Source organism: Paenibacillus alvei DSM 29, assembly GCF_000293805.1.
GTDB lineage: Bacteria > Bacillota > Bacilli > Paenibacillales > Paenibacillaceae > Paenibacillus_B > Paenibacillus_B alvei.
Genome location: NZ_AMBZ01000002.1, coordinates 502528 through 515578 on the forward strand (window position 1 = coordinate 502528; position 13051 = coordinate 515578).

At 45.7% G+C, this 13051-nt stretch carries 14 protein-coding genes; 8 read left to right on the plus strand and 6 right to left on the minus strand.

Going from position 1 to position 13051, the window contains the following annotated elements:
* Positions 1 to 223 precede the first annotated feature (223 nt).
* The 5 genes from PAV_RS08660 to PAV_RS08680 all read left to right on the plus strand — a co-directional run bounded on the left by PAV_RS08660 (position 224) and on the right by PAV_RS08680 (position 3832).
* Entirely contained in the window at positions 224 to 1081 is an 858-nt protein-coding gene (locus tag PAV_RS08660; protein WP_005545237.1) for a transporter substrate-binding domain-containing protein, read from the plus strand.
* Positions 1082 to 1129: 48 nt separating this feature from the next.
* Positions 1130 to 1882 carry an amino acid ABC transporter permease gene (locus PAV_RS08665; RefSeq protein ID WP_005545238.1) on the plus strand — a complete coding sequence of 251 codons (753 nt, stop codon included), beginning with the start codon at positions 1130 to 1132 and terminating at the stop codon, positions 1880 to 1882.
* On the plus strand, positions 1845 to 2597 hold the full coding sequence (locus PAV_RS08670; RefSeq protein ID WP_005545240.1) for an amino acid ABC transporter ATP-binding protein: 753 nt from the start codon (positions 1845 to 1847) through the stop codon (positions 2595 to 2597). Before PAV_RS08665 ends, PAV_RS08670 begins: the two co-directional genes overlap by 38 nt.
* 35 nt (positions 2598 to 2632) lie before the next feature.
* Positions 2633 to 3421, plus strand: a complete 789-nt coding sequence (locus PAV_RS08675; protein ID WP_005545242.1) for a DODA-type extradiol aromatic ring-opening family dioxygenase — start codon at positions 2633 to 2635, stop codon at positions 3419 to 3421.
* Positions 3422 to 3508: 87 nt separating this feature from the next.
* Positions 3509 to 3832: a hypothetical protein gene (locus PAV_RS08680; protein ID WP_005545244.1), complete on the plus strand. Its 324-nt coding sequence runs from the start codon at positions 3509 to 3511 to the stop codon at positions 3830 to 3832.
* 240 nt (positions 3833 to 4072) lie between these two features.
* On the opposite strand, the gene PAV_RS08685 is transcribed toward PAV_RS08680, so the two are convergent.
* The 3 genes from PAV_RS08685 to PAV_RS08695 all read right to left on the minus strand — a co-directional run bounded on the left by PAV_RS08685 (position 4073) and on the right by PAV_RS08695 (position 7294).
* Positions 4073 to 4903, minus strand: coding sequence for a carbohydrate ABC transporter permease (locus PAV_RS08685; RefSeq protein ID WP_005545246.1), 831 nt, complete (start codon positions 4901 to 4903; stop codon positions 4073 to 4075).
* Positions 4903 to 5790 carry a carbohydrate ABC transporter permease gene (locus tag PAV_RS08690; RefSeq protein ID WP_005545248.1) on the minus strand — a complete coding sequence of 296 codons (888 nt, stop codon included), beginning with the start codon at positions 5788 to 5790 and terminating at the stop codon, positions 4903 to 4905. The genes PAV_RS08685 and PAV_RS08690 overlap by 1 nt, the downstream gene beginning before the upstream one ends.
* Before the next feature lie 148 nt (positions 5791 to 5938).
* Complete coding sequence (locus PAV_RS08695) at positions 5939 to 7294, minus strand: extracellular solute-binding protein (RefSeq protein ID WP_005545250.1); 1356 nt, start codon at positions 7292 to 7294, stop codon at positions 5939 to 5941.
* A 750-nt stretch (positions 7295 to 8044) separates the two neighbouring features.
* On the opposite strand from PAV_RS08695, the gene PAV_RS08700 reads away from it, so the two are divergent.
* Positions 8045 to 8473, plus strand: coding sequence for a hypothetical protein (locus PAV_RS08700; protein ID WP_005545252.1), 429 nt, complete (start codon positions 8045 to 8047; stop codon positions 8471 to 8473).
* Here the strand turns inward: PAV_RS08700 and PAV_RS08705 are convergent.
* A protein-coding gene (locus PAV_RS08705) for an IS3 family transposase (protein ID WP_085981350.1) occupies positions 8448 to 9592 on the minus strand; the annotation gives its coding sequence in 2 pieces (ribosomal slippage) (positions 8448 to 9319 and positions 9319 to 9592; 1146 coding nt in all). The two genes, PAV_RS08700 and PAV_RS08705, sit on opposite strands and share 26 nt — an antisense overlap.
* Before the next feature lie 144 nt (positions 9593 to 9736).
* Here PAV_RS08705 and PAV_RS08715 point away from each other — a divergent pair.
* The gene (locus PAV_RS08715; RefSeq protein ID WP_040735630.1) at positions 9737 to 9994 is read left to right on the plus strand and encodes a hypothetical protein; all 258 of its coding nucleotides are present in this window, start codon (positions 9737 to 9739) and stop codon (positions 9992 to 9994) included.
* A gap of 133 nt (positions 9995 to 10127) precedes the next feature.
* A complete protein-coding gene (locus PAV_RS08720) occupies positions 10128 to 10694 on the plus strand; it encodes a hypothetical protein (RefSeq protein WP_005545254.1) in 567 nt (188 codons plus the stop codon).
* Positions 10695 to 10861: 167 nt separating this feature from the next.
* Here PAV_RS08720 and PAV_RS08725 read toward each other — a convergent pair whose 3' ends face one another.
* Positions 10862 to 11602: a Bax inhibitor-1/YccA family protein gene (locus PAV_RS08725; RefSeq protein WP_005545256.1), complete on the minus strand. Its 741-nt coding sequence runs from the start codon at positions 11600 to 11602 to the stop codon at positions 10862 to 10864.
* A 193-nt stretch (positions 11603 to 11795) separates the two neighbouring features.
* Positions 11796 to 12935 (minus strand): DNA cytosine methyltransferase, encoded by a 1140-nt coding sequence (locus PAV_RS08730; protein ID WP_005545257.1) that lies wholly within the window; start codon positions 12933 to 12935, stop codon positions 11796 to 11798.
* Positions 12936 to 13051 lie beyond the last annotated feature (116 nt).

Genomic DNA, 13051 nt, shown 5'->3' on the forward strand with positions numbered 1-13051 from the left:
TTTTTATATTTCCTATCGGATTAATTTAATTAAAATCAAATCTTCTGTGTGCTGTCAATCCTCAACTCCTCTTTCTCCCTGACAGCCGAAGGCTCTCCCCTCATAAACAATGTAAGGGCAGTTCCGATTTTTACTATAATTACGGGCCAATATCCTTTATGATGGCAAACAAATAACCGTATAGGATTACTCGGATATAAAGATCGAGGGAGGAACGCCGAATATGAACAAAAAGAAAAGAGTGCTTTGGGCACTAACATTAACAACATTGGCACTTGCCGTGATCGCAGCAGGATGCGGCAAGGCGCCTGACCAAGCGTTATCAACTGGCGACACAGGCGACACAAAGGTGAAGACACTGCTGGTCGGTACAAGCGGCGGACCGAAGCCTTATGTATATGTGGATCAAAATAATAACTTAGATGGCTATGACATTGCTGTTCTGAAGGAAATTGATAAGCAGCTTCCTCAATATGACATTCAGTTCGAAAAAACCGAATTCCCAAGCATATTTGCAGGCATCGACTCCGGACGCTATCAAATTGGCGCCAATAATATCACTAAGAAACCGGAACGCGAAGAGAAGTATCTGTTCGGCAACGAATATTACTATTCCAATCGCACCGTGGTTGTTGTAAAGAAAGGTCGTACAGACATTGCATCAATCGATGACCTTGCCGGAAAAACGATCCCAGTCAGTCCTGGCGGCGGGTTCGAGCAGCTGTTCGTTGAACAATTCAACAAGGAGCATCCGGGCAAAGAAATTAAGGCAGCATATACCGATCAAGATCAAATGAAGACCTATCAAGACATTGCTAACGGAACTGCCGATTTCACCTTTGCCGAAAAGGTTATGCTGAAGGACATTGAGAAGGAATATGGCATTGCTCTTGATACTGTAGAGCTTCCTAAGGAAGAAATCGAAAAGATTCAAAACCCGAAAGCCTACTTCATATTCAGCAAAACGGGCGACGGCCCTGCCATTCGCGATGCATTCGACGGCGCGCTGCGCACACTGCTGGACAATGGCAAGCTAAAGGAACTGTCCATTCAATATTTAGGGGCCGACTATACGAGGTAACAAAGAAGCACAGTTCCATTCCAAATATCCATAAAGAAGTGATGCGCGATGCCCAATTTATTTGATGTAAAGCTTGTATTCAGTCAGATCCCTGAACTTCTCAAGTATTTGCCGATCACGCTAGGGATTGCCTTTGCATCCATGATCCTTAGCCTGCTTATCGGTCTTGCAACGGCGCTGATTAAGATTAAGCAAATTCCCGTACTCCGATCTCTGTCAGCATTCTATGTCTCCTTCATGAGAGGGACGCCGATTATCGTTCAGCTCTACCTGGCCTTCTATGCTGTTCCGATAGCCATGCAGTATATCAATTATTACTACGGGACGAACTACAATACGAATCATATACCGCCGATGATCTTCGTGCTCATTACCTTCGCTTTAAATGAAGGGGCCTACAATTCAGAGAGCATTCGGGCAGCCATACAATCTGTCGATAAAGGCGGCATTGAAGCCGGATATTCCATGGGCATGACGACAACGCAGGTTCTGCGCCGAATCATTTTGCCGGAGGCGATCGTCGTTGCGCTGCCGACACTCGGCAACTCTCTAATCGGATTAATTAAGGGCACCTCGCTTGCCTTTGTATGCTCAGTCGTAGAAATGACTGCCGCAGGCAAGCTGATGGCTTCCCGCAATTTCCGCTTCTTCGAGGTGTATGTGTCGCTCGCGATCATTTACTGGGTCGTGACGATTGTACTGGAGCGCCTGATTGCCCGTTGGGAGAAGCGGCTGAAGGTCAATGAAAGGAGGGTGGCGGCAGATGATCCGGATTCAAGGCTTACACAAAACATTCGGTAAACACGTCGTGCTGCACAATGTGGATCTGACGGTTGAGGAAGGTCAGGTTGTCGCCATCATTGGCCCCTCAGGCTCAGGAAAATCTACGCTGCTTCGCTGCCTGAACTTCCTGGAGACGCCGCAGGCAGGCACAATTGCACTAGGTGACTATGAGCTGAATATGTCCAAGGCGACGAAGCGCGACATTCTTTATTTGCGCCGCAATACCGCGATGGTATTTCAACAGTTCCATTTGCTGAAGTACAAGACGGCTCTTGAGAATGTAATGGAGGGTCTCGTGACGGTACAAGGAATGAAGGCGCAACAAGCCCAAGACATCGCAAGCACCTACTTGGATCGAGTTGGTCTTCAGGATCGGAAAGATTACTACCCTCGCGAGCTATCAGGCGGGCAACAGCAGCGTGTCGGCATTGCCCGGGCACTCGCCCTTCAACCGAAGGTTATGCTGCTCGATGAGCCTACATCCGCGCTTGATCCTGAGATGGTCGGGGAAGTGCTTGCCGTCATTCGAACAGCTGCGAAGGAAGGACGGACGATGATTATTGTCTCCCATGAGATGGGGTTCGTTCAGGAAATTGCAGATAAAGTGATCTTCTTCGATCAGGGTTCGATCGTAGAAGAAGGAACACCGAAAGAAATATTCAGATCAGCGAAGCACGAGCGGACGAAGCAGTTCCTATCTCGTGTCAGCCGGCCTGCTGACTATGTTATTTAATGCTAATCGAAATGTAAAAGGAAGGTGCGTGAATCATGTCAACCGCTACAACGACTTCGGCGCCAGTATTATTTCTTGCACATGGATCGCCGCTCATCGCTATTCAGGAGAATGAATATACCCGCTTTTTAGCCCAATTCGCCAAGGATTTGTCTGCCAAGCCAACTGCCTTCGTCGTATTCACTGCGCACTGGGAGGTTGAGTCCAGTACGCGGATTACGTATACGGATGATACCTACCACACCATTCATGACTTCGGTCCATGGTGGATGGATGAGATGTTCGCTGTGCAATATCCCGCAAAGGGAAATCGGGAGCTCGCCCTCCGCATTCACAATCTGCTGCAGCAGCACCAAATCGCGAGTGAGCTGGATGCGGAACGAGGACTTGATCATGGCACATGGTCGCTGCTCAAGCAGTTCGATCCAGAAGCCTCCACCCCTGTTGTGCAGTTATCGGTCAATCCGAACCTAAGCGCCAAAGAGCAGTTCCTGATTGGCCGTGCCATACGAGAGCTGCAGCATGAAGGGGTGCTTATCATCGGGAGCGGCGTGACCGTTCACAATTTGAGCTTGCATAGTGACGTGACGGAGGATTGGGCGCTGGAATTTGATGATTGGCTAATCAATAATATTAAACACAAAAATTATGAAGCACTGTTCAACTACGCGGAGCAAGCACCCCATGTGGAGCTTGCTGTACCGACCCCGGAGCATTTCGTTCCGCTCCTTATCGCACTAGGCAGTGGAGAGCCAGAGCGTGAGGCTAAGGTCATTTATCGTGACTATGCGGGACTGCTTAGCTACCTGTGCTACCAATTCTAATTGCAGCTTGTCACTTGCAGGCAAAAATGAAACATGAGAGATAGAGATGCCTTGTCCTATATTCAATGAAAAATGGAGGTGCTGGGAATGGCGGATTGGTCACGAGTTCTGCCGTTTACACCCGAATCGGCAGAACTCATCCCTGAAGAAATTGGCATATTTGTATTCCTTACGAAGCAGTTGGACAACCAGATGTACAAGGTTATTTACGTGGAGCAAGCCTCAAATTTGCGAGCGCGATATCTGGATTACGTGCACGGGGAAGAGCCTTATTTACTTGAACACGCCGTGAATTATCGGTACGTGGTTGAGCCTAACCAAGAAGCGCGCGATGCAGAAGAAAAGCTCATTCTTACCGAGGGAGCTCCTACATTAAACTTGATTCGCAGTGGAACAATATCTCTAAACTAACCTGCACATAATCATAAATATCCAAATATCCAGCGAGGCCTACCTAAAAGGTAGGCTTTTTGTACGCAGGGGCTGTCTCTCCCACATTGCAATCCGTTCAAGCACATGATAATCCTTTCAGCAGTAAAACACATCCTTGTCGTTCCATGACTTGCAAACGCATGCAACAAAGGCTGTCCTCTACAAACGGAGAACAGCCCAGTCTCTCGTGACTGATCCATTGTTCTTAAATCGTTTCGTTTATCCCTTCACACTTCCTGCTGTGACCCCTTCAATAATCTGCTTTTGCAAAATTCCGTAAATGACGACGACCGGAACAACACTAATCGTAATGGCCGCAGTAAGCGCCCCATAGTTCATATTGAACTTGTCGGCAAAGGAAACAACCGCAACCGGCAGCGTGCGCAGCTCCTGATCGGACAGGAACAGGTTCGCCATAATGTACTCGTTCCAGTGGCCGATGAAATTCAAAATAAATACGGTAACAAGGGTTGGCATCGTTAACGGGATAATAATACGGCCCAGCAATCCGTATGTGGATAAGCCGTCCATAACCCCTGCTTCTTCAAGCTCTGTCGGGATCGATTTTAGAAAGGCAGCAATAACGAATGTAGTTAACGGGATGCCGAAGGCCGCGTACGGAATCATCAAGGCGAACGGCGTGTTGTAAATACCGAAGTCCTTGATCATGATATACAACGGAACAAGCAGCGACGCAGGCGGTATTAGGATCGACAAGAGCAGCAGCCCCATGACCAGCTTGCTCAAGGACGGGAACCTCATTCGTATAACTGCATACGCGATAGCTGTAGAGAGGAGTATGGTTGCTGTTGTCGCGATTACACTAATATATAAGCTGTTCACGAAATACCGTCCGATGTGCGCACTTGACAAGGCATTATCATAATTGTCCCAGCTTAACCTTGCCGGAAATCCCCAGGGGTTATTAAATATCTCTGTATTGTCTTTAAAGGAAGAAAGCATAACGAACAATAAAGGGAATATAACGATAACCACATAGATAAGAAGCACGACATGGGACAGAATACGCTTGGATCGATAAGCCTTCATTAGTATTCCGCCTCCTTCGACGTCTTCTTGTTAATGATATGGTAAATAAGCGAGAGAATTGCAGTAAATACCGTAATGATGATCGCAATGGCATTCGCATAACCGAAATCGCCAAGCGCATAAGCCTGCTGATACATGTACGTCGCCATAACCTCAGAGCTGCCGAACGGACCGCCGTTGGTCATAATGAGTACAATATCAAGCGCCTTCATGGCACCCGTGATGGAGAGCAGCATGGTTACCACAATGACCGGACGAATCAATGGGATCGTCAGCAGCCATGCCTTGCGCCAGCCGACTGCTCCGTCAATTTCCCCGGCCTCCAGTATTTCCTTCGGTATCGCGAAAATGCCTGCCAGCACAAGGACAATGTAAAATCCCGTCCACTGCCAAGCATTGGTCACGAGCACAGCCAGCATCGCGGTATTATCATCGCCCAGCCACAACCTCGTCCACGATTCGAGACCGACTGCTTTCAAAATTTGATTCAGCAGCCCCGCATCTGGAGAATAAATAAATTGCCAAATAACCGCAATTGAGGCGGTTGAGAGAATACTCGGCATAAAAACCGTCAGCTTATAAAAATCAAGCATCCTTCTCACGCCGCTGACCAATATGGACACGAATACAATAATCGGTACTTGAATGCATACCGAGAACAGAACAAAATAAATATTGTTCTTGAACGCGATCCAGAACTTTTCATCTGATAATGCCTTGGCGAAGTTGTCGAATCCGTTATAGACAGGCTCTGTAATGCCGTCCCAACTCGTTACGGAATATTGAAGAGACTTGAATAAAGGCACTAAATAGAACGTAATGTAGAGTGCCAGCGCCGGCACAACAAATAGAAAGAAAGCGACACGATTCCGGAATATCTTGTTCATGATTCACATCTCCCATTGTCCGGTGAGCGTGGGGCCATAACCGGGACAAAATGTAAGGAAAATCCTGCCTAACAAGCATGTACGCATCTACCCTATGAAAGGGGAACCACAGCGATGCTGCGGCCCCCAGCTATGCAATACGACAAGACTATTTCCCTTCCTTATTGCCCTTTTCTTGTGCTTGCTGCATACGCTCGGCTGCCTTCTCAGGCGCGAGCTTGCCGCCAAGCACCTCTTGTACGGTTTGCTCCAGCGTTACCTTTACACTCTTCTGCACAAGTGCATCGAATGCTGGGAATGCCCCCTTTGCAGATCCTTGCGCTTCGCCAAGCGCCTTCACCAGTTCAGAAGTGCCCTCTACGCCGCTCACTCCCTTCATTGCAGGAATGCGGCTGGATTCAACGAGGCTGCGTTTTTGTTCCTCGATCGTATATAAATTTTTAATGAATGCTTTAACGGCTTTCAGCTCATTGTCCTTCAGTGTAGCGGAGAAGCCATAGCCATTCGACCAGCCGCCATTGATCAAGCCGTCGCCAGGGCCGCCTACATCAGGCATACGGAAGAATCCAACCACATCCTTCACTGTAGAGGTTTCCCCTGTAATTGCATTCGCTGCCCAGCTGCCATCGAACAGCATCGCAGCCTTGCCCGTGTAGAAGTTTGCCTGACCTTGTGGATACTTGAGTCCAAGCACGTTCGGATCAATGTAGCCGTTATTTTTCAAATCTTGAATGCGCTTGAAAGTATCGACAATCGCTGGATCCGTCCATTTTGTTTTCCCGGATATGAAGCCTTCTTGCAGCTCTGGCCCACCCAAGCCGACGAACAAAGAGTTTACAAGCATGTTGGCTGACCAACCATCGCCTGCTCCTGAACCCATAGCGATTGGTGTAATGCCTTTAGCTTTCAATGCTTCACATACCTTCAACAGATCGTCCCATGTCTTAGGAACTTCAACACCTGCATCCTTGAACAGCTTTTGATTATAGAAAAAGCCTTCGATAAATCCGGCTTCAGGAAGTCCATAAATTTTGCCGTCCACTGTAAATTCTCTTAAGTTGAAAAATGCATCCTTCAAACCAAGCTCATCCAAAATTCCATTAAGTTCGAGCAAACGGCCAGCTTGGGCGTATTTCACTGTATCATCACCGCCGAACAGATTGAAGATCGGAGGCTGTGTGCCTGCGGACATTTCCGCCTTCAGCTTCACGTCACGGTTTACTGTGTCCTCTACCCCATCCAACTTGAATTTCAAACCTGGCACTTCCTGTTCCGTCTTTGCTGCAACATCCTCCAACTGCTTCAACGTTGCTTTGGCAGTGTCACGAACGTTGATGTGGCGAATAACCATGGAGAATTCTTCGGCCTTCTCCTCTTTGGCAGGCTCCTGCGGTGTTGCTGTCTGTGTCTGATCCTTCGCCGGCTCAGCAGGCTTATCTGCTTCTTTGCTGATGCAGCCAGCCAAGGCCAGCATACCCATCAGGGCGATAATCAATAACAACATTAAGCTTTTTTCATTTCATAACACTCCCGCATGTTCAAATTTGTCCAAACCTAAAAAATGGCATAACCCCACCATTCGAGCTTCTGCGTGTCTTGGAGCCAGCGAAATGAGGCATTGGATTGTTGTCTGGTATAACTCTCTTTTGAATGATCACAAATACCTATTTCATAGCCGTTGGAGCAGCGCTCACCTCCTTGCCATAATCAAAAAATAAACGTGCAATGTTACGGAGTCACCGCTCTGAGAAATGTGAAAGGGATAGAATCTCTGTAATTAAAGCGCTTACGGAATGTTGAGAAGGAAATACGTCTCAGAATCATGGGGATATCATGTCAGATGTAGTTAGTAGGAATGAATATGCGAAAGCATCGGATATATTCGTGTGGTTAATGTTGTAGATTCGATACCACTATGGGATATTCCATTTTACGCTTAGAAAAAGGGTACAATACCCCTTATATATTTTTCTGAATGAAGAAGATGCTTGAGCCGCCAAGCTCAAAAAGCGTCTTCGATCTTACGGATAGTTCTATCTGTCTTTAAATCTAGTAAATTGAAATCCAAGACAAAAAGGATTACAAACCGACTTCCGTTAGGTAAGGGACTGTATGGCTACAAATACATAGTTTGGGATTCACATCCCCGGTTGGTTTTACTTCTAAATTTAGGTTTTATACTTCCAAATTCTACTTTTTTATGGTATTATTTAACACGGAAACTAGGGCTATGATCTAGAAAGGGAAGTGGAAAATGAAAAAAATAATGCGTACTACCTCGATGGTTCTTGCGTTTTTGCTATTTTTCATTACAACATCACAAACCTATGCTTTGAGTGCACACCCAGACCATTTCATGCAAGTGCAGCAAACTCAATCAACGTATCATCAATCACAATTTTTTGATGATGCTAGTAACGATGTGTTTCAAAGACAAAAAAGATTTGTACCGGCACTTCCTTGGATAGGATTAGGAATTGGAGAGCTTTTAAAATGGCTTGGTGCAGCAGCTGCTCTTGCCTACATAGGTAACGAGGCTTATACTCTTGTTACAGATATAGCAGATGCATTAAGCTCGAGCAAAAAGAAAGATAAACCGCTTTACTTTACGGGACTGACCCCCGTTTGTGAGACAGGGATCAAAACACCTTACAAGTTTAAGCAGCCAGTCGTCGAAAATTAATCGGCGACTGGTTATTTAGTTTCGTTTGAATGCGAATTGAGTTATAGTAAGTAATGTAATCTCGAACGATCTGCTCAACGATGGCGGTCGTTGTACAGGTAATTTTTTCGAGATAGAACGTTTCAGACTTTAGTGTGGAATGAAACGATTCGATGGGGGCATTATCAGCGGGCGTTCCCTTGCGGGACATGCTCATGGTAATGCCTTTTGCTTTTATTGCTTCTTGATAAACCTGAGACGTATATACACTTCCTTGATCGCTGTGAAGCATCATATCTGAACGTAGCGGAAGCTGATTCAGCGTATCAAGAACAAAAGAAGTGTCTTGCTTGTCTGCTATACTGTAAGCCACGATCTCTCCGTTATACAAGTCTAAAATACTTGATAAGTATAGTGTTTTTCCGCCGTAAGGCAAATACGTAATATCAGTCACGAGTTTTTGCATCGGAGCAATTGCTTGAAATTGACGCTTTAACAGGTGTTCCGCGACATGTGCTGGCTGTCCAGTAGGTTTGCGTTTCTTCACTTTAACTCGGCATTGTAGTCCTTCACGTTGCATAATTCGCTGTACACGTTTGTGATTAATTTGTTGTTCCATTCGAAGGAGTGACGTGATCTTTCGGTACCCATAACGGAATTTATGTTCCGTACAGAGCTCTCGAATTTTCCCTACGGCATTATCTACACGCTTAGCTCTGCAAGATGATTTCCAACGATAATAATTAGATCGAGGAATCCCTAACCATGCACAGGCTTGAGTAATACTTATTTCTCCTCGAATGGACTCCATCCAAGCGATAACTACTTCAGGTGACACCTCCTTTCCAAATCCTTGTACTTTTTTAGAACCTCTAACTGCTGCTTAAGAAAATGATTCTCTGCTTTCACTTTTTCAAGCTCTGATAGATATTCTGGGCCTTTGCCGTAGCTGTATTGCTTACCTACTGGCTGCTCCAGGCGATAGAGTTCACCTTCCCGATACCATTTCATCCAGACTTTTAACTGAGTCTCATTTTTGATGTTTAGCTCGTTCATTACTTCTTTCACAGGAATACCAGCTAATCTCATTTCGATTGCTTTCAATTTCACTTCCGCCGGGTAACTCACTCTAGTTGCCAACGCAAAAACACCTCCAAGATTGTCTCCCTTATCTTACGATATAAGGATATTTCTCTTAAAGGTGTTTTGATTTGTCTCACGTTATGGGGTCAGTCCCTTACTGCTGTAGCTCAATCGAAGCTTTATATTGGAAAACCGCTAACATTGGAAGAAGCTAAGAAATGGTTAAAGGCAAAGAAGTATCACAATGTTTGGACTCCAAGCAAAGAAGCTGCCAGAAAATTAGCTGAATCTTTTAGTGGAAGAGCTACTGCAGCCGAAGAACACAGTAAAACCGGATATAAAGGAACTTTCTACTATTGGCATTACCATGATTATGAAAGAACAGTCGGTCATATCTTCTATGGTACAGAATCTAAAGAAGGAAAACATATTGATGCTAGCGGTGGAATACGGACGTAAACTTGTAGTCAGCGCTTGTATTCATTTTTGAGCTTTCCCCCTTGAAAAGGGTTTTTACAAAATTTATGGACAGACCAGTTTTTAAATAAAAAAGGCTCTAGTTTCCTAATTTAAAACAAGAGGGAGATTCTATATGCAACCCGATATGAATCAACTATATGAAAAATACCTAACCCTAAATATCCCCAATCCTTTTACACTGGAACAGATCAATGAAAGATTAATTAAACAATACACAGCAACACAAGTAGACGTAAATCGATTTGCTGACTTAAAAAACGACCCCTGTGCAGATTTTCATACTGCCGTTACAGCCTATCAATTCCGTAACAGTGACGGCGTAGAAAAGCTTCTTACCCTTGAGTCTCCAGATGAAAAAATAGAATTTTACAAAGATTGTACATACTCAGATGGATGTAATCTTATTCTTAATTCAGAAGATCAAATATATATGTCGGGTGGAACCGTACAAGTAGGAACAAAACTGTTATTAATTGAACTGGATATTTTTTGGGGAATAGATAAAGAAGATATGATTCCAGGCAAGGAAGAATTTAATGACTATTTAAAGGCATTATACTTAGCTGGATATATACATTTTGAAAATGATTCATTTATCGAAAAAGCCCGCCAACGATATAGAGAAGGTTATAGATTGCGGTGGTTTGGGTCTGGAACTTCTGGAGAAACAACATTTTAAAAACCCAAACATTGAAATATACGCTAAGGCCCTCACCTTTCTTGCTACCTTAGAGGTTGTAATGGACTGATTAACGGTATACTGATTACCGATAATGATGCCTGACTAAAATAATACAAGCCCTCCTCAGAAGAGGGCGGGCTTGAAATGATGCCATCATTTGATTCTTAATCTCGGTTAGCGATTTTGGCAAGCAAACGGATAATCTCAATGTACAGCCATACAAGTGTGACGAGTAAGCCGAATGCGCCATACCACTCCATATATTTCGGAGCGCCATGCTCTGCGCCTTCTTCAATTAAGTTGAAGTCAAGAATGAAATTCAATGCTGCAATGATAATGATGACGACCGAAATTCCAATACCTATCGGCGTGCTGTCATGCAAATACGGCACGGTAATGCCGAAAAATCCTAAAACAAAGCTAAACAAGTAAACAAGGGCAACCCCTGCAGTCGCTGTAATGATGCCCCGGCGGAATCCCGATGTCGCCTTGATCAGACCCAGTCTGTACACCAGCAGCATGCCCATAAATATGCACATCGTCAGCAGAACTGCCTGAATAGTAATTCCTTCTGTCTTTGCCTCGAACATTGCCGAAATCGCGCCTAGGAAAAGCCCCTTCGCAATCGCGTAAATAGGTGTCAAGAATGGAGCCGTTGTCGGAACAAAGCTGATAATGAGCGCTAAAATCGCACCTCCAATTACTCCGCCTATCATATAAGGATTCATATTGTATCCATTCGTAAACATTGTCCATGATACGACTGCCGCTCCTACGAGCAGCGCCAGCGCCATGAACGATTTATTGACGGTACCGCCAATCGTCATTCTTTCTTGACCTTCATAATGACCCTGATTTGCAAATGTTTCTTCGTTAAGCGTTGGATTTCCACTGCGACCGATCAATGAATAGCCCCCTCCAATTATTGGTTTTGTACATTGTATCATATGCATGTCATTCAGCCTATATTGACAACTGGTTTATTTATGTAAACAGCTTAACGTCCTAACTACGAAAGGTGATTCTCCCCATTTTTCCATACGTATGGCTGTACAAAAAAGGGCAGGGATGATCCCTGCACCTTGTATCTGAACCACACTACTTGCTTGCCACTGCTTCCATCGTATTCGTTTCCTGTGTTTTTGTAATTCGCTCAAGCAGTTCCATAATCGCATTGCCCAGCACTTTTGCCAGACGGACAGGCACTGCATTGCCAATCTGTGTATACTTCTGAGACAAGGTTCCTGCTACTTGGTATCCGCTCGGGAACTGCTGCAGGGCAATATATTCTTCAATGCTTATCGGACGATCCTCGTACGGGTGACCGAGATTCGTGCTCTTCTGAATGGGGGAGGTCAGCAGCGTTGGGGCTGGCCGATCGACCCATAGGCGCCGATAAAAGCCTACCTTTCCTCCGCCTGACTCATAGGCTCCCCCCATCGCCAGTTCGACGAATTGCTCAGGCAAGCTCCGCCAGTTCCCTCCACCCTGCGGAATCATGCGCATATAATACAATCTTTCCGGTGAATACCGAGGATAATGATGCTCCTCCACTTCCATGTCGCGCAACACATCTCCAAGCGTTACCCATCTTGGCAGTCCATCTCGGCCTTCAGCATCATGTGTCTTGGCAGGAAACGCGAACGAAGCATTCAAGTCCTTGCGCACGCCAACGAAGAATACCCGCTCCCTAGACTGAGGAACGCCATAATCAGCCGCTTTCAGCAGCTCATAGGTCACATGATATTCATGAAAATATTGGAGCAAATGTGCAAGCGCGCTGCCTGGCATCTCTTCCGGCTCAAGCGGGGAATGCTCCTCTCCCCGCTGACGCAGCGGTCTATGCTTTAAGGAAGCAGACAGCAGTCCGCGCACATTTTCCAATAGGAATACCTTGGGACGGGCTTCCTCCACCAGTTGCCCGAACTTCAGCATTGCATGGCCGCGGGGATCCTCGAATGCCTGCCTTTTGCCTGCTGTGCTGAATGATTGACAAGGACTGCCGCCGAACATGAGATCAATGTCCTGCCCCTCATCCAAACCCGCCTCTCGATAGATGCGCTCCCGAGAATAGTCCGAGATATCGCCTTCAACCACATTCATATCCGGATAGTTCGCCCGAAGCGTCTCGCAAAATATAGGTTCTATTTCAAGTGATAATCGAATATCGAAGCCTGCCTGATGGATGCCTGTATCGAGTCCACCAGCACCTGCAAAGAAGGAAATTGCCGTTGCCATAATTGCCACCTCAACCTGTTGTTCTACATAGCATTATAGCATTTCCTTTCCTGACAGGCCCATGAAGGCCCCCTTTTGGGCATATCCATTATTTGAAAGTTTCCGTTTTTTCCGTG

Coding starts and splice junctions, on each gene's coding strand:
- PAV_RS08660 (WP_005545237.1), top strand. CDS start 224: ATGAACAAAAAGAAAAGAGTGCTTTGGGCACTAACATTAACAACATTG.
- PAV_RS08665 (WP_005545238.1), top strand. CDS start 1,130: ATGCCCAATTTATTTGATGTAAAGCTTGTATTCAGTCAGATCCCTGAA.
- PAV_RS08685 (WP_005545246.1), bottom strand. CDS start 4,903: ATGAAGGCTTATCGATCCAAGCGTATTCTGTCCCATGTCGTGCTTCTT.
- PAV_RS08675 (WP_005545242.1), top strand. CDS start 2,633: ATGTCAACCGCTACAACGACTTCGGCGCCAGTATTATTTCTTGCACAT.
- PAV_RS08700 (WP_005545252.1), top strand. CDS start 8,045: ATGAAAAAAATAATGCGTACTACCTCGATGGTTCTTGCGTTTTTGCTA.
- PAV_RS08680 (WP_005545244.1), top strand. CDS start 3,509: ATGGCGGATTGGTCACGAGTTCTGCCGTTTACACCCGAATCGGCAGAA.
- PAV_RS08730 (WP_005545257.1), bottom strand. CDS start 12,935: ATGGCAACGGCAATTTCCTTCTTTGCAGGTGCTGGTGGACTCGATACA.
- PAV_RS08690 (WP_005545248.1), bottom strand. CDS start 5,790: ATGAACAAGATATTCCGGAATCGTGTCGCTTTCTTTCTATTTGTTGTG.
- PAV_RS08720 (WP_005545254.1), top strand. CDS start 10,128: ATGCAACCCGATATGAATCAACTATATGAAAAATACCTAACCCTAAAT.
- PAV_RS08670 (WP_005545240.1), top strand. CDS start 1,845: ATGATCCGGATTCAAGGCTTACACAAAACATTCGGTAAACACGTCGTG.
- PAV_RS08695 (WP_005545250.1), bottom strand. CDS start 7,294: ATGTTGTTATTGATTATCGCCCTGATGGGTATGCTGGCCTTGGCTGGC.